18 protein-coding genes and 1 riboswitch are annotated in these 23084 nt (G+C 37.3%); of the genes, 7 read left to right on the forward strand and 11 right to left on the reverse strand.

Going from position 1 to position 23084, the window contains the following annotated elements; translation table 11 throughout:
• Positions 1-36 precede the first annotated feature (36 nt).
• Positions 37-432 (forward strand): hypothetical protein, encoded by a 396-nt coding sequence (locus D017_RS10335; RefSeq protein ID WP_035336373.1) that lies wholly within the window; start codon positions 37-39, stop codon positions 430-432.
• Positions 433-552: 120 nt separating this feature from the next.
• Positions 553-1002, forward strand: coding sequence for an Hsp20/alpha crystallin family protein (locus D017_RS10340; protein WP_035336374.1), 450 nt, complete (start codon positions 553-555; stop codon positions 1000-1002).
• 54 nt (positions 1003-1056) lie between these two features.
• Here D017_RS10340 and uvrB read toward each other — a convergent pair whose 3' ends face one another.
• The 3 genes from uvrB to D017_RS10355 all read right to left on the reverse strand — a co-directional run bounded on the left by uvrB (position 1057) and on the right by D017_RS10355 (position 5014).
• Positions 1057-3057, reverse strand: coding sequence for an excinuclease ABC subunit UvrB (gene uvrB / locus D017_RS10345; RefSeq protein ID WP_035336375.1), 2001 nt, complete (start codon positions 3055-3057; stop codon positions 1057-1059).
• 95 nt (positions 3058-3152) lie between these two features.
• The gene (locus tag D017_RS10350; protein ID WP_035336376.1) at positions 3153-4346 is read right to left on the reverse strand and encodes an aspartate aminotransferase family protein; all 1194 of its coding nucleotides are present in this window, start codon (positions 4344-4346) and stop codon (positions 3153-3155) included.
• 86 nt (positions 4347-4432) lie between these two features.
• On the reverse strand, positions 4433-5014 hold the full coding sequence (locus tag D017_RS10355; protein ID WP_035336378.1) for a hypothetical protein: 582 nt from the start codon (positions 5012-5014) through the stop codon (positions 4433-4435).
• A gap of 199 nt (positions 5015-5213) precedes the next feature.
• On the opposite strand from D017_RS10355, the gene rpmH reads away from it, so the two are divergent.
• The 3 genes from rpmH to D017_RS10370 all read left to right on the forward strand — a co-directional run bounded on the left by rpmH (position 5214) and on the right by D017_RS10370 (position 8924).
• Positions 5214-5375, forward strand: coding sequence for a 50S ribosomal protein L34 (rpmH, locus tag D017_RS10360; protein WP_013751688.1), 162 nt, complete (start codon positions 5214-5216; stop codon positions 5373-5375).
• A 106-nt stretch (positions 5376-5481) separates the two neighbouring features.
• A complete protein-coding gene (gene carB, locus D017_RS10365; protein WP_035336379.1) occupies positions 5482-8334 on the forward strand; it encodes a carbamoyl-phosphate synthase large subunit in 2853 nt (950 codons plus the stop codon).
• Between the two features lie 272 nt (positions 8335-8606).
• Complete coding sequence (locus D017_RS10370; protein WP_160164969.1) at positions 8607-8924, forward strand: T9SS type A sorting domain-containing protein; 318 nt, start codon at positions 8607-8609, stop codon at positions 8922-8924.
• Positions 8925-8968: 44 nt separating this feature from the next.
• On the opposite strand, the gene D017_RS10375 is transcribed toward D017_RS10370, so the two are convergent.
• From D017_RS10375 to D017_RS10400, 6 genes are all read right to left on the reverse strand, one after another.
• Positions 8969-9337, reverse strand: a complete 369-nt coding sequence (locus D017_RS10375) for a hypothetical protein (RefSeq protein WP_035336382.1) — start codon at positions 9335-9337, stop codon at positions 8969-8971.
• Positions 9338-9344: 7 nt separating this feature from the next.
• A complete protein-coding gene (gene rmuC, locus D017_RS10380; RefSeq protein WP_035336383.1) occupies positions 9345-10754 on the reverse strand; it encodes a DNA recombination protein RmuC in 1410 nt (469 codons plus the stop codon).
• A gap of 45 nt (positions 10755-10799) precedes the next feature.
• Positions 10800-12035 (reverse strand): DUF2130 domain-containing protein, encoded by a 1236-nt coding sequence (locus tag D017_RS10385; RefSeq protein ID WP_035336386.1) that lies wholly within the window; start codon positions 12033-12035, stop codon positions 10800-10802.
• A 146-nt stretch (positions 12036-12181) separates the two neighbouring features.
• A complete protein-coding gene (locus tag D017_RS10390) occupies positions 12182-12976 on the reverse strand; it encodes an ABC transporter ATP-binding protein (protein WP_035336388.1) in 795 nt (264 codons plus the stop codon).
• Complete coding sequence (locus D017_RS10395; protein WP_035336390.1) at positions 12977-14002, reverse strand: iron ABC transporter permease; 1026 nt, start codon at positions 14000-14002, stop codon at positions 12977-12979.
• Entirely contained in the window at positions 13995-15176 is a 1182-nt protein-coding gene (locus tag D017_RS10400) for an ABC transporter substrate-binding protein (protein WP_035336391.1), read from the reverse strand. Before D017_RS10400 ends, D017_RS10395 begins: the two co-directional genes overlap by 8 nt.
• Positions 15177-15296: 120 nt before the next feature.
• Positions 15297-15503: riboswitch (cobalamin riboswitch) on the forward strand.
• A 32-nt stretch (positions 15504-15535) separates the two neighbouring features.
• On the opposite strand from D017_RS10400, the gene D017_RS10405 reads away from it, so the two are divergent.
• The gene (locus D017_RS10405) at positions 15536-17392 is read left to right on the forward strand and encodes a TonB-dependent receptor (protein WP_035336392.1); all 1857 of its coding nucleotides are present in this window, start codon (positions 15536-15538) and stop codon (positions 17390-17392) included.
• A gap of 8 nt (positions 17393-17400) precedes the next feature.
• Positions 17401-18474: a DUF5074 domain-containing protein gene (locus tag D017_RS10410; protein WP_035336393.1), complete on the forward strand. Its 1074-nt coding sequence runs from the start codon at positions 17401-17403 to the stop codon at positions 18472-18474.
• Positions 18475-18552: 78 nt separating this feature from the next.
• Here D017_RS10410 and D017_RS10415 read toward each other — a convergent pair whose 3' ends face one another.
• Positions 18553-19992: a S41 family peptidase gene (locus D017_RS10415; protein ID WP_035336394.1), complete on the reverse strand. Its 1440-nt coding sequence runs from the start codon at positions 19990-19992 to the stop codon at positions 18553-18555.
• A 142-nt stretch (positions 19993-20134) separates the two neighbouring features.
• A complete protein-coding gene (locus D017_RS10420; protein ID WP_035336395.1) occupies positions 20135-22960 on the reverse strand; it encodes a TonB-dependent receptor in 2826 nt (941 codons plus the stop codon).
• Positions 22961-23084: the final 124 nt, after the last annotated feature.

Here is a 23084-nt window from a genome sequence, read left to right on the forward strand (position 1 = left end):
TAAATTATCAATTACATTGCGCTTTAAAGAAATACTATGAACACTGAAAATCTCCAAATTATATCTGATATGTTACTCATGGCAAAAGCAGATAATAAATTACATGAACGTGAGTATAATTTCATACTTCAGGTGGCAAAGCGTATGAATGTCTCAAAAAAAGAGGTTGATGCGCTTGTAGAAAACCCTCAGAGTAAGATGGTTTTTAAAACAGAAATGCAGCGTCTCACACAGTTTCATAGGCTACTCTTAGTAATGAATGTAGATGAAGAAACTCAATTTGTAGAAATTGACACCTTACGCAATTATGGTTTAAAGCTAGGAATACTTGCAGAGGCCGTGCAGCAAATACTAAGCGAAATGGCAGATTATGAGCACAAAATGATACCTTCAGAACGTCTTGTAGAGATTTTCAAACGCTTCTATAATTAATGCAAAGCGTCAAAATGACAGTGTAAACTATATTAAAACTGTCAAAAAGTCATAAAATTTATATTGGAACTGAATTTGCCTAATCCATAACAGAATCAGTTAAACTTTAAATTTATAATTATGACTTTAGTTAGAAAAAATACAGCTCCATATTTACCATCAGTTTTTGAAGAATTATTAAATACTGACTGGCTAGGAGGAAGAACAAACACATTTGCCACAGCAACCCCTTCTGTAAATATTATAGAGGCAGATGATTCATTTGCTTTACAAGTAGCTGCCCCAGGACTTAAGAAAGAGAATTTCAATATCCAATTAGATAATGATTTACTCACAATCTCTTCTGAGATTAAGAAAGAAGCAGAGAGTCAGGATGCTCAAGCAGCAGAAAATCAGAAATTTACGAGAAGAGAATTTAATTACACTTCATTTAAACGCTCGTTTAATTTACCTGAATCTGTAAATACAGCAAAAATCACTGCCGAATATGTAGATGGTATTCTCACAATAGGATTGCCTAAACGTGAGGAAGCACGTGTGCAGCCATCTCGATTAATCGAGATAGCATAACAATTTAAGTTGGTTAGTTTGAGATTGGGTTTCCGTAAGGAGACCCTTTCTTGTTTATGCGAGTTCCTTAAGCTTTTCTTGATAGACCTTAATTTGATCTCTCAGTTTTGCGGCCTGCATGAAGTCTAGTTCCTTTGCTGCGGCTTCCATGGCTTTACGAGTGCTTCTTATTTTCTTTTCAAGCTGAGGTTTTGTCTCATACTCTTGAGCATCTTCGGCCGCTAGGTTTACGAGTTCTTCAGCTTCTATTTTGTAAGCTTCTTTCTGTGTGATTGCATTATCAAGTGATTTTTTTATTGCCATAGGGCTCAAGCCGTGCTTGGTATTGTAATCTATTTGCTTTTGCCTGCGGTAATTACTGTCGTCTATGGTTTCTTGCATAGAGCGAGTAATTTTATCTGCATACATAATCGCCTTACCGTTTATATTACGGGCAGCACGACCTATCGTTTGTGTGAGTGATCTGTTACTACGTAAAAAACCTTCTTTATCTGCATCTAGAATTGCTACAAGTGACACTTCAGGAAGATCTAGACCTTCTCTTAGTAAGTTTACACCCACGAGGACATCGTATAATCCTTTACGTAAATCCTGCATGATTTCTACGCGCTCAAGCGTATCCACATCAGAGTGTATGTAGCGGGTTCTTATGTCTATTCGCGTTAGGTACTTTGTGAGTTCTTCTGCCATACGCTTGGTAAGTGTAGTGACTAGAATGCGTTCATCACGTGCAGTAACTTTTGTGATTTCCTCTATAAGATCATCTATCTGGTTAAGTGATGGGCGTACTTCTACTATAGGATCAAGTAAACCTGTAGGTCTTATAATTTGCTCCACATAGGCGCCTTCGGTTTTTTGTAATTCATAATCTGCTGGAGTTGCAGATACGTAGATGACTTGGTTCTGCATCGCTTCCCATTCCTCAAATTTAAGAGGTCTGTTATCCATCGCTGCGGGAAGTCTAAAACCGTATTCTACTAGGTTTTCTTTTCTGCTTCTATCACCACCATACATAGCGCTTACTTGAGAGACTGTTACGTGACTTTCATCTACTACCATTAAATAGTCGTCTGGAAAGAAGTCTAATAAACAGAACGGTCTTGTACCTGGCTCACGCCCATCAAGATATCTTGAGTAATTCTCTATTCCTGAACAATAGCCCAGCTCGCGTATCATCTCAAGGTCAAAATTTGTTCGCTCATCAAGGCGTTTTGCTTCTAGGTGTTTGCCTACGCCTTCAAAAAAGCTAACTTGCTTTGTAAGATCTTCACCTATTTGATTAATCGCTCCTTGAAGTACATCTTGCGAGGTTACAAACATATTTGCAGGGTAGATGCGCAATTGTGAGTACTTCTCAATCACCTCTGCAGATGTAGGGTCAAAGGCTTCAATCTCTTCAATCTCATCACCAAAGAAGTGAATTCTAAACGCCATATCTGCATACCCAGGAAAAACCTCTACAGTATCTCCTTTGATTCTAAAATTCCCATGATTAAACTCACTTTCTGTTCTGGAGTATAAGCTTTGTACTAGCTTTTTGAGAAGCATCGTACGCGCGATAACTTGATCTTGCTTAATCTCAATGATGTTTTTTTGAAACTCGGCAGGGTTTCCTATACCGTATAAACAAGAAACCGAAGCAATTACAATCACATCTCGCCTACCTGAAAGTAGGGAAGTGGTGGTGCTTAATCGCATTTTTTCTATCTCCTCATTTATAGAAAGATCTTTTTCAATATAAACTCCAGAGGAAGGAATAAACGCTTCTGGCTGGTAGTAATCATAGTAAGAAACAAAATACTCTACGGCGTTATTTGGAAAAAACGATTTAAACTCACTGTATAATTGGGCGGCAAGTGTTTTGTTATGCGCTAGTACTAATGTGGGTTTTTGCGTTTCTTGAATCACGTTTGCCACGGTAAATGTCTTTCCACTTCCGGTCACACCGAGAAGTGTTTGATATGCTTCGTTAGCATTAACGCCGTCTACTAGTGATTTAATAGCAGTGGGTTGATCGCCAGTAGGTTTAAAGGGTGATTCAAGTTTAAATTTCAAGAGCAGAATTTTTTATAAAATTACGAGTTTTTACGCTTTCGCGAAAGCGTGACACTCCCAATGAAATGTTAGAAAAAAAATGAAACTGATGTTATTTATAGAGAAAGGGCCTGATGAGCTTCATTCAAAGCGCCTAAAAGAATCTCACAACCTTCCTTGATTTCATCTGTAGAAATGGTGAGTGGAGGTGTGATTCTTATGGCAGTACTTTCAAAAAGTAGCCAGAATAAAATCAATCCGCGATCTTGGCATTTAAGGATAACTTCAGAAGCAATCTCTGCCGAAGGTGTCATGGCAGCTAGCATGAGTCCGCGGCCACGTATTTCTGTGATAAGCGGGTGAACTAGTAGTGATCTGATTAATTGTTCTTTTTCTAATGCTTCTTGCATTAGGCTACTCTCGGTAATTTCTTGAAGTGTAGCCAGTGCTGCAGCTGCAATTACTGGGTGACCGCCAAAGGTGGTAATATGACCAAGTTTTGGGTTGTCTGAAAGCAAAGACATGATTTCTCGTGAGGCAGTAAACGCACCTATAGGCATGCCTCCTCCTAGTCCTTTGCCAGTGACAAGAATGTCTGGAACTACATCGTAATGTTCAAAACCAAAGAGCTTACCAGTACGACCCATTCCTGGTTGAATTTCGTCCAAAATAAGTAGGGCACCTACTTCCTGACATCTCGCTTTTACTTTTGTTAAAAAATTATGTGTAGGTTCTATAAAGCCAGCTCCGCCTTGAATTGTCTCAAGGACAACTCCTGCTGTTTTTTCTGTAATACGCTCAAGATAGCGCTCGCAATTAAACTTAATAAATGCGACATCACCTATCATAGGGCGGAAGGGTGCTGTACGCTCTTCATTACTCATCAAGCTTAACGCTCCATAACTATTGCCGTGATAAGCATCTACCGCAGCAATAATTTGGGTTCTGCCTGTTGCTCGTCTTGCTAGTTTTATCGCACCGTCTATGGCTTCTGTGCCACTGTTTACAAGATATGTGCTTTCTAGTTTTTCAGGGAGGTGTTGTGCAAGAAGTTTTGTGAGTTGTACGGCAGGAGATTGTGCATATTCTCCATAAACCATAACATGTAGGTATTTATCAAGCTGGTCTGTAATTGCTTTTTTTACTCTAGGATGTTGATGTCCTAAGCTGCAGGCAGAAACTCCAGCAACAAAATCTAAATACTTTTTATCTGCAGTGTCATATATATAACTTCCTTTTGCACGAGCTACTTCCATCGCTAGTGGATGCGGAGTGGTTTGCGCTTGGTAGGTGAGGAAATCTGATTTCATATAATAGTTGATGACACTGGAAAATCTCAAATTTTCGCGAAAGCGAAATCAAATACACTTTTTTCTAAAGAATAATAAGGATGATGTTATCTCCCTTGTCTTCTTCCAGCGCGTGCAGATGTGCGCTGTCCGTACTGGTGCTTAGGCTGGTTTCCAGCACGCTTCATGTTTTCCTTCATCATTTTGAGTTGTTCACCTAGCATATTGTGCTTGTCGTGAGACTCTGCTTCTTTCATGAGAACTTGTGCTTCTCGCTTGCGGTTTTTACTCATAGCTATACCTGCAAGGCTCAGTTTTGCCATAGCAAGATCTGCATCCATAGATAAACCTAATTCAATAGCCTTTTTAAAATACTTTTCAGAAAGACTCATATTGGTTTGTGATACCATCAGGCCTTGTAAGTAATTATAGTAGCCTTCTTGTTTTTGGACGAGTGCTGTGCTCGGGTTTTTAATCTTTTTGAGCCATTTTTGTGCTCCAGGGAAGTCTTGTTTACGTAAACGTAAGAAGGCTAGGAGTATAATTTCGTTCTTAAAGTATAAGAATATAAATATTCCCATTAAAAGTAAGAGCATGATGCCGTTACCTATTTCATTCTCTATAAACTGCCATACAGCAGCGGCTAGTGTAGCTAGGGCAAGAACAAGTTTGATGTTTTTATTGAACATATATTGTATTTAGGTCGAATGATTTGTTATTTTTGCCTCACTCTGCAAGGCGATTGCAAAGGTATACAAAAGGAGATAAAATATTTTCATTTTTCCATTTGCAGAAGTAAAAACTTCTCGTATATTTGCGCCCAGCTTAGAGAGCTGTAATAAAAAGAAATTAAAGGCGGTCTTAGAAAGACCTTAAAGAAGATACAAAATGAGCAAGAGAACGTTTCAGCCATCAAAAAGAAAAAGAAGAAACAAACACGGTTTTAGAGAGCGTATGGCTTCTGTAAACGGTCGTAAAGTTTTAGCACGTCGTCGTGCTAAAGGAAGAAAGAAAATCAGTGTATCTTCTGAAACTCGTCACAAAAAATAATGCATCTTTAAGATGTATATATAAGGTGTTGCTTTTTTTAAGTAACACCTTTTTTTATACCCTGTAAGTTCCTAATTTTAGAAAACATTAGAAAAATATTAAGTAAATGCCTAAAAATCAAAACTTAAAATCGATTCTGCTTATAGGCTCAGGGCCTATAGTCATTGGTCAAGCGTGTGAATTTGATTATGCTGGATCTCAATCTTTACGTTCTTTAAGAGAGGATGGAATTGAGACTATTCTTATTAATTCTAACCCTGCAACCATTATGACTGATCCGACAATGGCGGATCATGTGTATTTATTACCATTAAATACAAAATCAATTGTTCAAATACTAAAAGAACATCCTCAGATTGACGCAGTACTCCCTACAATGGGTGGACAGACTGCGCTTAACCTTTGTATTGAGGCAGATGAAAAAGGAATTTGGAAAGATTTTGGTGTAGAACTCATAGGGGTTGATATTGATGCGATTAACATAACAGAAGATCGAGATCAGTTTAAGAACCTAATGCGCAACATAGGTGTACCAATGGCACCACAAGCAAGTGCAAACTCTTTCTTAAAAGGAAAAGAGATTGCTCAAGAGTTTGGTTTTCCGTTAGTAATACGATCTTCATTTACACTAGGTGGGGCAGGAGCTTCATTTGTATTTGAAGAAAAAGATTTTGATAAATTACTTTCTCATGGTCTTGAAGTATCGCCTGTACATGAGGTGATGATTGATAAGGCTCTTTTAGGCTGGAAAGAATATGAGCTAGAATTATTACGTGATGCAAATGATAACGTAGTAATAATCTGTGCGATAGAGAATATGGATCCTATGGGAATCCACACTGGAGATTCAATAACAGTAGCTCCAGCAATGACACTTTCTGATGTTACTTATCAAAAAATGCGTGATATGGCTATCCATATGATGCGTAGTATAGGTGATTTTGCAGGAGGATGTAACGTACAGTTTGCAGTAAACCCAGATAATGAAGAGGAGATTATTGCAATTGAAATTAACCCACGTGTGTCAAGATCATCTGCACTTGCATCTAAAGCGACTGGATATCCTATTGCAAAGATTGCAACTAAGCTAGCAATAGGTTACCACCTTGATGAACTTGATAATCAAATCACTAAGTCAACATCGGCACTTTTTGAGCCTACACTAGATTATGTGATTGTAAAAATCCCACGTTGGAACTTTGATAAGTTTGAAGGAAGTGATCGTACCCTTGGCTTACAGATGAAATCTGTAGGAGAAGTAATGGGAATAGGTCGTTCTTTTCAAGAGGCATTACATAAAGCGACGCAATCTCTTGAGATTAAGCGTAACGGATTAGGAGCAGATGGTAAAGGCTATAAAAGCTATGATCAGATTATAGAGAAGCTTACAAACGCGAGTTGGGATCGTGTATTTGTGATCTATGATGCCATCCAGATGGGTATTCCATTAGCTCGTATCCATGAGATTACAAAAATTGATATGTGGTTCCTTAAACAATATGAGGAGCTATATGCAATGGACAAAGAAATATCTACGTATAAATTAGATACGCTTCCGCGAAATTTATTGATGGAAGCAAAGCAACGTGGTTTTGCAGATCGTCAGATTGCCCACATGTTAGGATGTTTAGAGAGTGAAGTTACGCACAGACGTGACGAGCTTAGAATAAATCGAGTTTATAAGTTAGTAGATACTTGTGCAGCAGAATTTGTTGCAAAAACTCCTTATTTCTACTCTACTTTTGAGAATGATATGCAGCTTGCAGATGGAACATTAACTACTCATAATGAGAGCGTTGTTTCAGATAAGAAAAAGATTATAGTATTAGGTTCAGGTCCCAACCGTATAGGTCAAGGAATAGAATTTGATTACTGCTGTGTGCATGGGGTAATGGCAGCTGCAGAGTGTGGTTATGAAACAATCATGATTAACTGTAATCCAGAAACGGTATCTACAGATTTTGACACGGCAGATAAGCTTTACTTTGAGCCTGTATTCTGGGAACACATTTACGACATTATCCGTCATGAAAAACCAGAAGGAGTCATTGTTCAACTAGGAGGTCAAACTGCACTTAAGTTGGCTGAAAAGCTAGATCGTTATGGTATCAAAATTTTAGGAACTAGCTATCAAGCACTGGATCTTGCAGAAGATAGAGGAAGTTTTTCTTCGCTATTAAAAGATCTTAATATCCCTTATCCAGAATTTGATGTTGCCGAAACAGCAGATGAAGCACTAGCAGTAGCAGCAAAACTTGATTACCCTATTCTTGTAAGACCATCATATGTATTAGGAGGTCAAGGAATGAAGATTGTAATCAATGATAATGAACTTGAAGAGCACGTAGTAGACTTACTGCGTAAAATTCCTAATAATAAACTGTTACTAGATCACTACTTAGATGGAGCAATAGAGGCAGAGGCAGATGCTATTTGTGACGGAGAAGACGTTTATATAATAGGTATTATGGAGCATATAGAACCTTGCGGAATTCACTCTGGAGACTCTAATGCAACCTTACCTCCTTTTAATCTAGGAGACCTTGTCATGGAGCAAATAAAAGACCATACTAGAAAGATAGCATTAGCTCTTGATACTGTAGGTCTCATTAATATCCAGTTTGCAGTAAAGGATGACAAGGTATATATCATTGAGGCAAACCCTCGTGCATCTCGTACGGTTCCATTTATTGCAAAGGCCTATAAAGAGCCTTATGTGAATTATGCTACAAAAGTGATGCTAGGTGCTAAGAAGGTAAAAGATTTTAATTTTAATCCGCAGCTTGAAGGGTATGCAATTAAGCAACCAGTGTTCTCTTTCAATAAATTTCCTAATGTAAATAAGAATTTAGGACCAGAAATGAAGAGTACAGGAGAAAGTATACTGTTTATTGATAACTTAAGAGATGATGCATTTTACGATCTATATGCTCGTAGAAAAATGTATTTGAGTAATTAAGTACAATCTCAGTAATAATTCTTAAAAGCCTACTACTAAAGTAGGCTTTTTTTAATACTAAAACCCTGCTCAATTTAAAACTAACAATCTGTAGATTAGCGTTTAATGTTTATCTAATTCCTGTAAATTTGTTAAAAAATATGCGCTTTAACGTGCTATTGTAATATAATTGTAGGTTTATTCTTTCAAACATGAATTTTTTAAAAAATCAATCTTATATTGTAAACACATTCAATTAATTTCCCCCATTGATGATTAAAAAATTACTCTTATTGAGCTTCTTTTTCCTTTCTGTAGGATCGATTATGGCTCAAAATAATGACTATAAAGGTGATAGTAAAGATCAGACTTCACTAGCAGAAGAGGTTTCTATTTACCCTAATCCCGCGATAGATAAAGTTCAAATCTCTAATGATGGGAAAAATAAACTAAAGGTTGTTGTCTATAATATTTTGGGAGATCCGATGTTGGACAAAAACATCACTGGAAATGATGATTATTTGGATATTACGAGACTACAGGCGGGTATCTATATTGTTTCTTTTACAGATGGTAAACGAACTACTACTAAGAGACTAGTTAAAAATTAGCACTAAATCATACTCATAAAAAAAGCCGCAAATTGCGGCTTTTTTTATTGTCTATTGAAATGTGGCGATTGTTCCGGTACTACTTTTGTGACAAAGTATTTTGAATCTCCCCAAAAGGAAAACGTTCCAAACCGCTCTATATATTCAAGCTTTACATATTGACCTTGATATTCTTGAAGTGCTTCAATAGCTTCTTTTTCTTGGTCTAATACCGAGAAACTAAATATTTGTGCACCACTTATACCTTGGCTTATTTCTCCTTCCCAAGTTTTAAACACTACTCCTTTATTTGAAAACTTTATGAGTTCGCCAGCGCGAGTTCCTTTACTATAAGGCACGTAGTATATAAATGCAAACCATCCGGCAGCCATAAGAAATATGGTGGTTAACACTACAAATAATATTTTTTTCATAATTGATTTATTCGATTAAAGTTATATCGTCGTCACTCGTAATAGCGCGGTTAACGATGTTTTCTGGAAGTTGCTTCTTTGCTTTTGCTCCCATTTTTTTTAGTTTTTCAACGCGTGTAATTAGGTTTCCGTTTCCTTCTACAAGTTTATTCATTGCTGCCGAATATCCTGTCTTAGCATCGTCCATTTTTTTGCCTACAGCAGTTAGATCGGTCACTAAGCCATGAAATTTATCATATAATCCTCCTGCTTGCCTCGCAATCTCTAGCGCATTTTGTTGTTGTTTCTCATTATTCCACATAGAGTCTATAGTGCGTAATGTGGCTAAGAGCGTAGATGGAGTGACTATCACAATATTCTTTTCAAATGCCTGATTGTATAATTGATTATCATAATTAATTGCAACTGCAAATGCTGGCTCAATCGGGATGAAAAGTAATACAAAATCTGGACTTTCAATCTGGTAAAGATCGTGGTAATTTTTATCACTGAGCTGTTGTATGTGACGTTTTAGAGCAGCAACATGATCTTTTAAATGCGTGTCACGTAGATGTAATTCTTCCTCATTTACAAATCGCTCATAAGCGCGCAGCGAGACTTTACTATCTACAATCATTTTTTTATTATCGGGAAGGTTTATTACCACATCTGGTAATACTCGGTTACCTTCTTCTGTTGTAAAGCTCTGCTGTATAAAGTACTCTCTATCTTTTTCTAGACCAGATTTTTCAAGGACTCTTTCTAGCACAAGTTCTCCCCAGTTACCTTGCATTTTACTGTCTCCTTTGAGTGCCTTGGTTAGATTATTTGCCTCCTTTGTCATTTGCTCATTTAGAGCGGTAAGACCTTTTATTTGCTCGTGTAAAGCAGAGCTCCTGTGTATTGCTTCCTTGTTAGTAGACTCTACTTTGAGTTCAAATTTTTCTATCTTTTCTTGTAGAGGTTTTAATATACTATCAATATTTTTTTGATTCTGTAAGGTGAATTTATTTGACTTTTCGTCAAGTATTTTATTAGCTATAATTTCAAAATCCTTGGTAAATTTTTCTTGGAGTTGCTCAAGCTCTTTCGTTTTCTCGTCCATACGGAGTTTGAGATTCTCATAGGCAACGTTGCGTGCTGTGAGCTCATTTTGAAATTGATCCTTTTCTTCTCTTATGTAAGCTATTTGCTTGTCACTTTCAAGTCGCAACTTTTGAAGTTGATTGCTGTTTTCTTGTCTAAGCTGGGTGTTTTCTTGTTGCGCTTTCGCGAAAGCGGTCTTACCCTCAACTACCTTTTCTTGTTCGTTATGCAGTCGTTCCTGTAAACTAATGAACTGTCCTTTCTTCTTAAGATTTGCAATGTAAAAACCCAAAAATCCACCCACGAGAATGCCCAGGCAACCAATGATAATAAGAAGAAGTGTATTGTCCATATTACTAAAAGGTAAAACGTTTTTTAAAGGATAACTTTATACTATTTAATCAATTTGTGTGTCTGGTAAATCGAGCACGGCAGATGTCTCAAGTGCATTACCAGCAATTCCCTTGATAGATCCAAATAACGCCGAAATATTTTCTTGAACCACCCAGATTTGCTTCTCTCGGGAAGCCCAAATCCTGTGCATTGCCTTTTTCTCAGAGTTGAGCTGATTGATCATACCATCGTAATTCTCAACAATACGCTTTATATTTTGCACAAACTCATTACTGGTGAGGTAGCCATAAAGAAGTTCCATTTTATCTCCTTTATTCTCATCAGATGATTTTACAGATTGCGTTTTAATGAGCATTTCCCTAAGAACAAATGAGACGCTTTTTACCTCATGAAATCCACAAATCCATACACCATCTTTCTCCCCAAAACGGTCCATATCGCTAGGAAATGTTTCTGTAACAATAACAGCAATATCTGCCTTACATTGTACTTGGTCTTGCTTAAGTTTTTCTATCCAGTCGTTTGAGAAATTCTTGGTACGTTTACTTTCATAAACGATAGAGCCGCATGATTGCTGGAGTCTATTCATTACATTTTGAATACAGTCTGCACCTCGTATTCCTTTACCTACTTCCGTAATATTATCAAAAGGGTAGGAGTGTGCGAGTAGCTCTTCGAGTGCAAGTTCTTGCACTTCTCCTTGCATTTGCATGCTTCCTTGCTCTGCCTTGCGCTTCATCTCATCAATAAGCTTTTTTTGATCGTTAAGCTTTTTTTCAAATTCCTTTTCTTTAAGGAACATAGCTTCACGTTCTTTGGCGCGAGCTTTGTCTTCTATGGCTTTTTGACTTTCTAGAAGCTGCTTTTGCATAGTGAGTTGTAACTCTTCTGCTTGCTCTTTTAGCTGGTTTTCACGTTTTAGTAAATCTATCTCAGCCGATTTTAATGCGCGGTTTTCTTCCTTACGCTTTTCATTTTCAGACTGTAGTGATTTTAATTGCTGCTCAAAAGCTTCTTGAGTTGACTTTTCAATTTTTTCCTGCTCTTTGACTAGGCGCTGCTCTAGTTTTGCCTTAAAAAGCTCATTTTCACGCTCCTTCTTTTCTTCAAAGAGTGCTACTTCCTTTTCAAGCTTTGCACGTTCTGCATTGAATTTTTCAGCTTGTTCGGCTACTTTGCGCTCATATTGCGCTTTAAATTGCGCCTGTAATTTTCCTGATAACGCCTCTTCTACGTCAAAGTTGTGAGCACAATTAGGGCACTGTATTTTATCAGTCATCGATTTTATTTTTGATAGTAATTCCTAATATTTGGAAATATGCTATAAAGATAGGAGAAGTAGCAAACATACACTCGGTTTACTACTTTGCTTTTTCAACAAAAGCTTGTGATATTATCTCCACAGAAAGATTGTGATTTATCTAATTACGGTTTAAAAAAAAAGATACCCTTTTCTTTATCAAATCCCACATGCTCAGAAGGAAACAATGTGTCAAAAACTCCATCACTTACCAATCTAGAAGGCGTGTTAAAGTGCGTTGTACCGCTTTTCATTACTATCATTTTGTCACAAGCATTTAGCGCATATGGGATGTCATGTGTGGAAAATAATATTGTTTTACCATGTTCATGAGCAATAGAAGTAAGCAGTTTTAATAACGAAGCTTTGTGATGTAAGTCGAGATGAGTCATGGGTTCATCAAGCAAAATCACATCTGTATCTTGTGCTAGTGCTCGTGCAATTAAAACACGCTGTAGTTGACCATCACTAAGCTGGTAACATTTTTTATCCTTTAGGGCGAAGGTCTCCGTGTTTTTAAGTGCCTCGATAATTACTTCTTTATCACTATCAGCGATGGTTCCTAGCCAGTTCGTGTAGGGTTGTCTTCCTAATGTTACAAGTTCGGCAACAGATAGATTTTTTGAGATAGGTTGGTTCGTTAGTACAACACTCAATTGTTGTGCGAGTAGGGAAGGAGTAATGTTTTTTATTTGCTTTCGCGAAAGCGTAACCTCACCACTCACAGTAGGTTGTAATCCTGATAATGTGCGAAGTAATGTGGACTTTCCTGCGCCATTAATTCCCACAATACCTACGAGTTCACCTTGATTAATATCTAGGTTTATGTCGTTAGCAATGACAGTGTTTGCTGACGATGCCAGATAGCCTATAGAAAGATCTCTAGTTTGTAAAATGCTATGTGAACTTGAATTATTCATCTAGAAAAGTAATTTCTTTTTACGCACTAATAACCAAATTACAACAGGAGCTCCTACCATCGCAGAAATTGCGTTGATGGGAAGTGTGAATTCGCTAAAAGGTACTTGCGCAATCGTGTCACAAATAAGCATTAAAATGGCGCCTCCCATGATTACCGCTGGTAATAATATAATGTGTTTTGTGGTTTTTATCACCTGACGAATAAGATGCGGAACTGCAAGCCCAATAAAAGCAATAGGACCTGCAAAGGCAGTGATACTACCTGCTAGTAGGCTAGTTGCGATGATAATAAGTAATCTTGAACGTGAGAATCTAGTACCTAATGTTCTTGCGTAAGCATCGCCAAGTAAAAAGCTATCGAGTGATTTTATACTTGTGATGGATAAAACTAATCCTGCACTAAAGCAAAGTGCCAAAATCCCAACGCCATTCCATGATAAATCACCAAGACTCCCGAAAGACCAAAAGACAAAGCGCTGTAATTCCTCTGCTTTACTAAAGTATGCTAGAACACTCACTACGGCGCTAGTAAGGCTGCCTACCATAAGACCTATAATGAGCAGTGCCATGGTGTCTTTTACACGTGTAGCGACTCCTATAACCATGAGTAATACCAAAAAACTACCTGCGCTTGCGGCGATTATAAGACCCCATTTACCAGAAAGAAGTGCTGTAGAAAGTCCGAGAGCAGTACCTCCCAGAATGTACAAAGCAACCCCTAAACTTGCTCCACTACTAATACCTAATACAAAAGGACCAGCCAGCGGATTACGAAAGAGTGTTTGCATGAGCAATCCAGATACCGCAAGTCCAGATCCGGCAATAATCGCTGTGATTGCTTTGGGTAACCTATAATCTACAATAATATATTCCCAAGAAGATTTTGAAACCTCAGAACCTGTAAGACTCGCAATAACATCCTTTATAGGGATAGCAACAGATCCTAGACTGAGATTTGCTAGTACACATACCAGCAACACTAGCGTAAGAATGAGAAATGTAGGGATGTAGCTCGTGTTATTCATCTAGTGTGTCAAAAAAAGTAAAGGCTTCTGTGATTATTTCTGGATGTAAGATTTTGGCAAGATCTCGCAATACTAAATCAGGTCTGTTAGGTGCTAGTTCATAATATAACAATCCGCCAGTTTCTCCTTTATATTTTGCAAATGTGTAAACTTTCTTGTTTTTAAATGCGTCAAACTGAGCATAAGCAGGGTTATCACTCGCAAGCTTATTATAACTCGTGTACTGTCCTGGTGCTATCCAGAAGTCGGCTTGCTGTCCTTTTTCTAGCACAGATTCTATACTTAGTGCGATACTTCCAGCTCCCTCAGTCTCAGACCACAAGTAATTACCGCCAGCATCTTCAAGTACTTTTGCCTGCCAGCTGTCACCCTTAGGTAGATACCAGATATCTTTAAACATACCTCCACTTAAAACTGTTGGCTTATTTTCTATAGCCGCTATTTGCTCTTTTAATAGGTTGTAGTCGGTTTCTATGTGATTAAAAATGCTATCTGCCTCGCGCTCTTTGCCATAAAGTGCGCCAAAAAACTTAATCCATTCTGCTTTTCCTAGTGGGTCTTTCTCTACCCAATCTCCATTATATAGTACAGGAATTCCAGCTCGTTCTACACTGTTAAGCGACTTGTTTTCTCCCTCTACACCAAAGCTTATAATTGCTTCTGGACGCAGCTCGATAGTGAGTTCTGTATTGAGTGATTCATTTTGACCAAGGTCAATAATTTCTTTGTTTGCAATACGCTTTCGCGAAAGCGGACTAGAGATATAATCAAGGTTAGGAAAACCTTTTAGCGTCTCTGCTACACCCAGCATTTCTAACGAAGGGATATGTGTGGTGGAAGTAACGACAACAGTGTTTAACGGTGTTTTTAGAATGGCATCTACACCCTGTGATTTAAGAGTTTGCTCTAATACGTTTAATTGCTCCTCATCTGTGTTATTTCCAGAAGAATCTCTCGGTATTAGTGCATATTTAAACTCCTTTTGCGCTCCAGGAAATGCTTCTGTAACTGTTATAATTGTATGATTTGAGTATAGTTTTATAGAGAATCCATTTGCATAATCTATAGACAATGAAGTGCCTTGGCCATCGCTGTTTTTAACATCTTTTGATTTCTCCTTACATGAAATGAAAAGTGATAATAAAGTAACTAGAAATAGGGTAGTATTCTTCATCTGTCAAAAGTAGCATTAAAATAATCAATGCGACAAGCGCTCATTTAAGATTACAAATGACCGACTTGAGCTTGTGATTAGTTTTTAAATATTTATAGATAGACTGAAACTTAGTTGTGTATATTTGTGCCGAATTTTGGTTCTAATGTGCTACACGAGCACGGAGGATTAATAGGGAATTCCGTTAAAAACGGAAGCTGTTCCCGCAACTGTAAGCTAAGCCCTTTATGGGTTTGTTACTACTACAAAGCCACTGTCACAAGGTGTTGTGATGGGAAGGTGTAACAAAAGCAAGCCAGGAGACCTGCCACAATTCTTAATTAAAATCAAGCGACTCTCGGGTAAAGAGGCGGTAGATAATGAGACATATTTTCCTTTTTATTGCAGTGATGCTGTATGCACACGCGTCTGTTGGACAGATAGATACACTTCAAGTTTTACCTGAGGTGATTTTGAGTGACGTAAAGTTACGAGAGCATAGCGTGGGGATTGCAATTCAAAAAGTATCTGATAGTATATTACAGCAATCTAGAACATCACTTACTGATGTTTTGAAGAATAACACAAGTATATATTTTAGAGAAAATGGTCCTGGAGGTGTTTCTTCGGCGTCTTTTAGAGGGACAAATGCTTCTCAAACAGCTGTGGTGTGGAATGGTATCAACATAAATAGTCAGCTCACAGGTCAAACCGATTTTAATACCATTTCCACTAATAATTACGATAATCTTGATGATCGTGCAGGCGGTGGTAGCATCATTTATGGTTCAGGAGCAATAGGAGGGAGCGTCCACCTTAATAATGAAATCCAGTTCTACAAACGTGCTGAGACTAATATTTCTGCGGGTTATGGAAGTTTTGATACGCAGGTAGCACATGCAAAAACAAGATTTTCTACAGACAAATTTTATGTGGACGTAGGAGCCGATTTCCAGCAGTCTGAAAATGATTTTGACTATCTGGATACAGATAATTTGTTCAATGCTAACGGTCAATACGAAAATCTAGATCTCAATCTCAATGCGGGATACCTATTATCCAGTAATGGTGATAAGACTCATATTTTAAAATTACACCATAACACATACGTAGGCAATCGTAATTTTTCTGGTACCCTTACCGCACCCTCTAATGATGCTTATGAGGATCGCAACACGAGAACCTTAGTAGCTTGGGAAAATCTAAGCAAGCGCTATGATGGAACTTTAAGACTAGCTCATATTTATGAGCAATTCAGATATTTTGCAAACAATGAGTCAGACCTTAATGATTTAGGCAAAGCCGCTCGTTACCTAGCAAACTATGAGGGAACTTTAAAAATAGATTCGTCCAAGAGACTTACGTTTTTGGGAGAAATAAACACCATATCGGCAGCGGGAGCTTCTATTGAGAAGGCATCTAGAACAAGCGCGGCTGCTGTGGGATTATGGAAACATCAAGTGCTATCGGCATTAAGTTATGAAATACAGGTAAGGCAGGAAGTTGTTGAAGATTATCGTAGTCCATTCTTACTAGGGGTTGGTTTGGATTACGCTTTCGCGAAAGCGTATAAAGTTTCATTCAACGCTTCCCGCAATTACCGTGTACCTACATTTAATGATACCTACTGGGCGGGACCTGGAGCTATGGGGAATCCAGATATTCAACCAGAAACTAGTAAACAAGCCGAGCTAGGGATTGCTAGAAGTAAGAACAACGTCTCTTTAGGTTTAAGAGGTTTTTATATAGATACAGACGATCTTATTAAATGGCAACCTAACAGTGCAGGAATATGGAGTGCCGTAAACATTGCAGACACACAACACTATGGAGCCGAATTGTCTTTTAAACTTGATAAGAAATTGGGACAACATCAATTTACAGCTACTGCAGCATACGCTTATACCATTGCAGAGAACACAGAAACTAATAAACAACTTATTTATGTGCCTAAAAATAAGGGTACTGTTGGTGTGAGTCACAATTATAGTTGGCTTAGTTCATATGTGCAGGGTATTTATAATGGAAGTGTTTTTACTACAACAGATAATACATCAACAGTAGAAAGTTCTTTTGTTGCAAATGCAGGCTTAACTGCGGAACTTTTTAAGAGTGGAAATCATAGAATGATATTATCCGCACAAATAAATAATGTCTTAAATACAAATTACCAAACGGTCGCTTTTAGGCCTAATCCTGGGCGCAACTTTTTAATACAAACAACGTATACCTTTTAAACACAATTATGAAAAAAACAATTTATTTATTATCCGTAGTATCGCTATTTGCCTTTTCTTGTGAAAGTGATGATGACTTTACAGAGCCAATTATAGAAGTAGAAGTAGAAGATGAGGCTTATGAGAATGGATTTTTAGTGACTAATCAGGGACCTTTTAATAATGGTTTTGGTACGGTGTCGTTTATCGATGAAGGATTTAGTGCTATCGAAAATGATATTTATCAGACGGTAAACAATGACAATCTAGGTAACATTGTGCAATCTATAGGGTTTACAGAGGATAATGCCTATGTGGTTGCAAATATTGGGAATAGACTTACGATAGTAGACAGATTTACCTTTGAAGAAATAGCTCGTATAGAGACTGGTTTATCTAATCCAAGATTTTTTGCAAGTGTTGACGGTAAGGGATATTTGACTAACTGGGGAGATGGAGCAGATGCAACAGATGATTATATTGCTGTTATAGATCTAGCCACTAATACAATCACAAATACTATCGCAGTAGAAGAAGGACCTGAAGAAATACTTTACAACGGGACTTATCTTTATGTTACAAATCAAGGTGGTTTTGGTGTAAATGACATTGTTACTGTAATTGATCCTGCTACAGATACTGTGGTTACAACAATACCAGTAGGTGATGCACCTAATGGATTAGAGTTAGATAGCGCAGGTAATTTATGGGTGCTTGCTGGAGGTTCTCCTGCATTTACAGGCACAGAGACTGCAGGAAGTCTATCTGTAATCAATACAACTACAAATACAGTATCTGCTTCATTTGATTTTGGAGCGACAGATCACCCTAACTCTATTAATATAGAAGGCCAAAATCTTTATTACTATTTAAATGGAGAGGTTTTTGTGTCTTCTACCACAGACTTTGAAATACCTACGACTCCAGAATTAACTGGATTATCACTATTTAATATGATTGTAAGAGGGGATGTATTAATAGGCGCAAATCCAGGGGATTTCTCTAGCAATGGAACTATAGAGGTTTATGATCTTACATCTGGGTCTATTATCACTTCACTTAGTGCCAGCTTAGGAACAGATCAGATATATTTTAATGAATAGTATTCATTGCTCTAATGAATTATATTAAAAAAGGGGTAACTATATGTTACCCCTTTTTTGTTACTCTTAAATTACTATTTATAAATCGATACGATCTACCATCATACGTTGATATAATGGATCTTCTTGTTCTGAATCGTAAATAGAGCGCTGAATATTAGTATTGTAGTTCGTACTACTTCTACCATTAAGAATAACGTCTATAGCCGCATCTAGTAATGGCTCTCCTTGTTCTCCTAGTTGTCCAAAGTTTTCAAAATCTTCGGCAATTAGTACATCTGGTGTAAAACCATCAAAGTAGTCTGTTAATCCATCTGCATTTACAGATTTTAATACTAATGGCAACATTACATAACGATGATTAGGGTTTGCTTCTGAACGACGGAAATTAGGTGCAGGGGCATCATATAATAAAAATGAACCTTCAAATTTACCTACGGTATTAGTTCCTATTTGAATTACCTCAATGTAAGGATCAAGACCGCTTAGTATCAGTTCACTCGCACTTGCACTTCTACCTGTTGTAAGAACAAAAACTCTGGTTAAGCCTAAGCTATTTATGGCTGGTCCATCATCTCCAGAGCCAAGATTGTTATTAAATCTTCTTACGAATTCATTTGCTTGATTTCTATCTGCATTATACTCTTGGGTTATGAATTCTTCACCATTAAACTGTCCAGTTATCATAGTAGAAAGATCGTTTGCACTTTCTATAGATCCGCCTCCATTATATCTTAAGTCAAGAACAAGATCTGTAACACCCGCACTTTGAAATTGCGCAAAGGCAGCGTTTAGTTCGCTATCAAATTCATTTGTAAAACCTGTGTAGTGTAGATATCCTATTTCGTTACCTCCCACGCTCAGTACGTTTACCGTATGAACAGGGTTTATAGTGAGTTCTGTTTTATTAATTACAATCTCTTCTCCTGTTACAGTAAAGTCTGTTCCATCATAGGTCGCGAGACCTATAGTGTAACTTTCTGGAGCAAAAAAGCTATTAAAGTTTGTACTTCCATCTATTGCTTGTCCATCAGCACTTGCGAGAGGTTGTCCATCTACTAGTGTAAATATCATTCCTCGTTCTGCTCCTGCAAGATCTGCCGGGCTGTCATTTACTACATAGCGCACAATACCAAAAGCGGTAGTAGGATCATTAGGCATAATAAGTAAAGAAATATTTAATCCAGAAGAAGTACGTATACCTGCGAGAGAGTTTTCAAGAGCAACATAGTCATCTCTTAATATACTAAAACGATCTCTTGTAGATGTGAGCGCATCAAAAGCTGCTTCTGGCGATGAGAACTGACTTAAGTAGTCAAATCTAGCGGCGTCGTTCTCAAAAAAGTCATTTGCTAGTTCTGGAACGTCTTCTTTGTACAGTGACCAATAATTTAAACCTCGATATACAAAGTCTGAGATTTCAATATTTTCTGCTGGTATTAAATTATCATCAAGGTCATCATCACAAGAACTTAAAAAGGCAAGAAGTAAAAGTGATAGGAGTGCTACGTTTTTCATTAATTATGAGGGTTTAATGTGACTTACTGTAAATATAGTTAAACGTAATTGTACGGCAAAGATTACAAAGGATTGTATAATTTCATAAAAAAAGCCTCTCTATACATAAATATAGAGAGGCTTTTATGAAGTAATCAGATCCTTAGAACTGGTAGTTAAGAGATAAGTTAAACATCGTACCTAACTGGCTAAAGTGATAACCGTCATACGTCATTTGAGAATAGCGCTGATTGAAAGTTATTAAATTAGATTGGTTTTGCGTTGCTGCTGCATCTGCTAAAATAGCTGATCCTGCAGCATTTTCTGCTTTAAATTCCCACTCTGGTAATACATTCAATAAATTGTTTACGTTAAGGGCAAGCGTGATCTTTTCTGTTACGTTATAGTTGATACCAAGATCTGTAACAATCTTAGGGATAAACTCTGTGCGTAGGTTATCATCAAGTCCTTGCTGCTTAAATGTAGTCTTCCCGAAATAGGTGTTGTTTAATGAGAAAGCAAACTTTCCAATATCATAGTTACCACCCAAAATCCATTTAGTTCTAGGTCTAGAAGTAAAGAATAGCGCTTCTTGGGTAGCATTTACTACAGATTGTCCAGAATCCTCCACAAGTTGTGGATTTTTTACAGCACCATCACGTTCATTTGTAATTGTATAATTACCAGATAGATTAAGTCCAAGCTTACCGTTACCTAACTCGATATTTCTTTTACTAATAACTACGTCAAGTCCAGAAGTTCTTGTATCAATAGCATTAGAGAAGAAACTTACATCACTCAAGTTATTGTCTCTTAGAATATCATCTAGTGGAGTAGTACCTATATTATTACCATCATCATCAAATTCAGTTCCTGTAATTTCAGATCCTAAAACGATACGATCTTTTACAGCAATGTTGTAATAATCTACTGTAAACGTAAGATTGTTTGCTAGTTTACCACCAAAACCTATGGTGAAGTTATTTGATGTCTCTGCATCTAGTTCATCAATTCCTAATAATTGGGCTTGTGTAGACACGTTATTTACTAAACCTCCCACTTGAATACCTTGACCTGGGATAAAGCTATATTGTGCTTTTTGTGTATAAATCTGGTGTAATGTAGGAGCTCTAAATCCAGTAGATAATGAACCTCTTACTGTGAGATTGTCTGTAAGCTTATAGCGTGAGCTAAATTTATAAACAAATGTATTACCAAAATCAGAGTAATTTTCTGTTCTAACTGTTCCGCTTAATAAGAAAGCATCAGTAACGTCATAATCTAAAGAGAAATACCCTCCAAAGTTGTAACGGTTAAACTTTCCAGAGTTTTCAGGGCTGTTACCTGCAAAAGAATCTGCTCCACCACCATCATAAGAATCAAGCTTTCCTTCAATTACCTCAAATACCTCATTTCTAAACTCAGCACCAAATCCAATACTTACTTTGTCTGAAAGTACTCTAGAGATATCAATGTTACCTACATTATGAGTAAATTTTGTTCCACCTGGATCAAATTGGCGTGCGCTATTTTCTCTGTATAATTGAGATCCTTCAGTAATTTCACCATCATCTACAGTTCCATTCCCGTTTGCATCAACAAAAACAGATGGGGAGAATACAACGTTTCTATTGTGAGAGTCACTTACGCGGTATGTTTGTGTGTTTCCTCCGGTAGTGTAACTAGCGTCCACATTCCATTCATTGATGCTAGTTCTAATTCCAATCGTACCATTATAATCGTTAAGAAGACCTTCAAACGTAGGTACATAACCATCATAACCACCTGGATTATTAGGGTTATCACCTGGAAAGAAATCGGCTAAATAAGGGAAGTCTGTAATAGTTCTCCAATATGGAGTTCTATAATTTGCAAAACTGTTAACCTTTTTATAGACATAAGCGGTATTGAAATACAACTCAGTATTATCACTTAGGTCAAAACCTCCATTTACTAGAAATTTAGAAGATGCCGTCTCTGGTGATCCGTTAATGTTATTTGCATCTGGATTACGAGATAAAAACTCCTCTACCTCACCTAAAGTGATTGGAACAGCGGCTTCATCATCAAAAAAGTCTCCAAATTCGCCAGCAGCATCCACTTTACCTGGTCTATTTGCAAGATTTACTTTAGAGAAGTCTACAGTATAATTGATAAACCCTTTATCATCGCCAATTGTGTTTCCATTGTTCACACTGATTCCTACCATCTCACCATCACCCTCAGAAGTAATCCCAGTTCTTAGCGTTGCCGATCCTTGATTATCATTATCTTTTAAAATAACGTTCATTACACCAGCTATTGCATCAGAACCATATTGTGCAGATGCACCATCACGTAATATTTCAACGCGCTTGATTGCATCTGTAGGGATTGCAGAGATATCTGCACCCGTCTCTCCACGTCCTGGAGAAGTTTGAGTATAAAGAAGTGCACTTAGGTTTTTTCTTTTACCATTAACTAATATTAATGTTCTAGAAGGACCCATATTTCTGATTTCATATGGATCTAGAAGAGAAGTTGCATCATTTACAGGAGTTTGTACGGTATTAAATGATGGTATCTTATACTGTAACGCTTTGTCAAAGGTTACTTGACCAGTAGTTTGTAGCTCTTTGGCAGATACTACATCTACAGGTACAGCCGTGTCTACCTGACTTCTAGGGGCAGTTCTTGATCCTACAAGTACCACCTCACCAAGGCCTACGCCTTCTTCAAGTGTAACATTAATAGATGATTGGCCATTTACAGCTACGCGCTTGGTATCAAAGCCTAAGTAGCTTATTTCTAAAGTACCGTTACTTTGAACTGTAATATTGTAATTACCATCAAAATCTGTGATAGCACCATTTGAAGTTCCTTTTTCAATGACGTTTGCACCAGAGATGGGAACGTTGTTTTTATCTGTCACAGTACCTGTAACAGTAACTTGAGAAAATGAGGTCACACCAATTAATAGACCTAAAATAGTTAACGTGAGTTTAAACATATTTGATTTGTTAGTTAATAAATTTTAATAGATATTGAATATCTGTTAATTAATGTTAAAACTAATACAAAATCGCAATGTAAATAACTGTTTAGCGCTTAAATTTCAGATAAATACAATTTTT

This window comes from Dokdonia sp. PRO95 (assembly GCF_000355805.1).
Lineage (GTDB): Bacteria > Bacteroidota > Bacteroidia > Flavobacteriales > Flavobacteriaceae > Dokdonia.

Excerpts from the sequence above, each read along its gene's own strand:
- D017_RS10335 (WP_035336373.1), top strand. The coding sequence starts at position 37 with ATGAACACTGAAAATCTCCAAATTATATCTGATATGTTACTCATGGCA.
- D017_RS10340 (WP_035336374.1), top strand. The coding sequence starts at position 553 with ATGACTTTAGTTAGAAAAAATACAGCTCCATATTTACCATCAGTTTTT.
- D017_RS10350 (WP_035336376.1), bottom strand. The coding sequence starts at position 4,346 with ATGAAATCAGATTTCCTCACCTACCAAGCGCAAACCACTCCGCATCCA.
- D017_RS10355 (WP_035336378.1), bottom strand. The coding sequence starts at position 5,014 with ATGTTCAATAAAAACATCAAACTTGTTCTTGCCCTAGCTACACTAGCC.
- rpmH (WP_013751688.1), top strand. The coding sequence starts at position 5,214 with ATGAGCAAGAGAACGTTTCAGCCATCAAAAAGAAAAAGAAGAAACAAA.
- carB (WP_035336379.1), top strand. The coding sequence starts at position 5,482 with ATGCCTAAAAATCAAAACTTAAAATCGATTCTGCTTATAGGCTCAGGG.
- D017_RS10375 (WP_035336382.1), bottom strand. The coding sequence starts at position 9,337 with ATGAAAAAAATATTATTTGTAGTGTTAACCACCATATTTCTTATGGCT.
- rmuC (WP_035336383.1), bottom strand. The coding sequence starts at position 10,754 with ATGGACAATACACTTCTTCTTATTATCATTGGTTGCCTGGGCATTCTC.
- D017_RS10385 (WP_035336386.1), bottom strand. The coding sequence starts at position 12,035 with ATGACTGATAAAATACAGTGCCCTAATTGTGCTCACAACTTTGACGTA.
- D017_RS10390 (WP_035336388.1), bottom strand. The coding sequence starts at position 12,976 with ATGAATAATTCAAGTTCACATAGCATTTTACAAACTAGAGATCTTTCT.
- D017_RS10395 (WP_035336390.1), bottom strand. The coding sequence starts at position 14,002 with ATGAATAACACGAGCTACATCCCTACATTTCTCATTCTTACGCTAGTG.
- D017_RS10400 (WP_035336391.1), bottom strand. The coding sequence starts at position 15,176 with ATGAAGAATACTACCCTATTTCTAGTTACTTTATTATCACTTTTCATT.
- D017_RS10405 (WP_035336392.1), top strand. The coding sequence starts at position 15,536 with ATGAGACATATTTTCCTTTTTATTGCAGTGATGCTGTATGCACACGCG.
- D017_RS10410 (WP_035336393.1), top strand. The coding sequence starts at position 17,401 with ATGAAAAAAACAATTTATTTATTATCCGTAGTATCGCTATTTGCCTTT.
- D017_RS10415 (WP_035336394.1), bottom strand. The coding sequence starts at position 19,992 with ATGAAAAACGTAGCACTCCTATCACTTTTACTTCTTGCCTTTTTAAGT.
- D017_RS10420 (WP_035336395.1), bottom strand. The coding sequence starts at position 22,960 with ATGTTTAAACTCACGTTAACTATTTTAGGTCTATTAATTGGTGTGACC.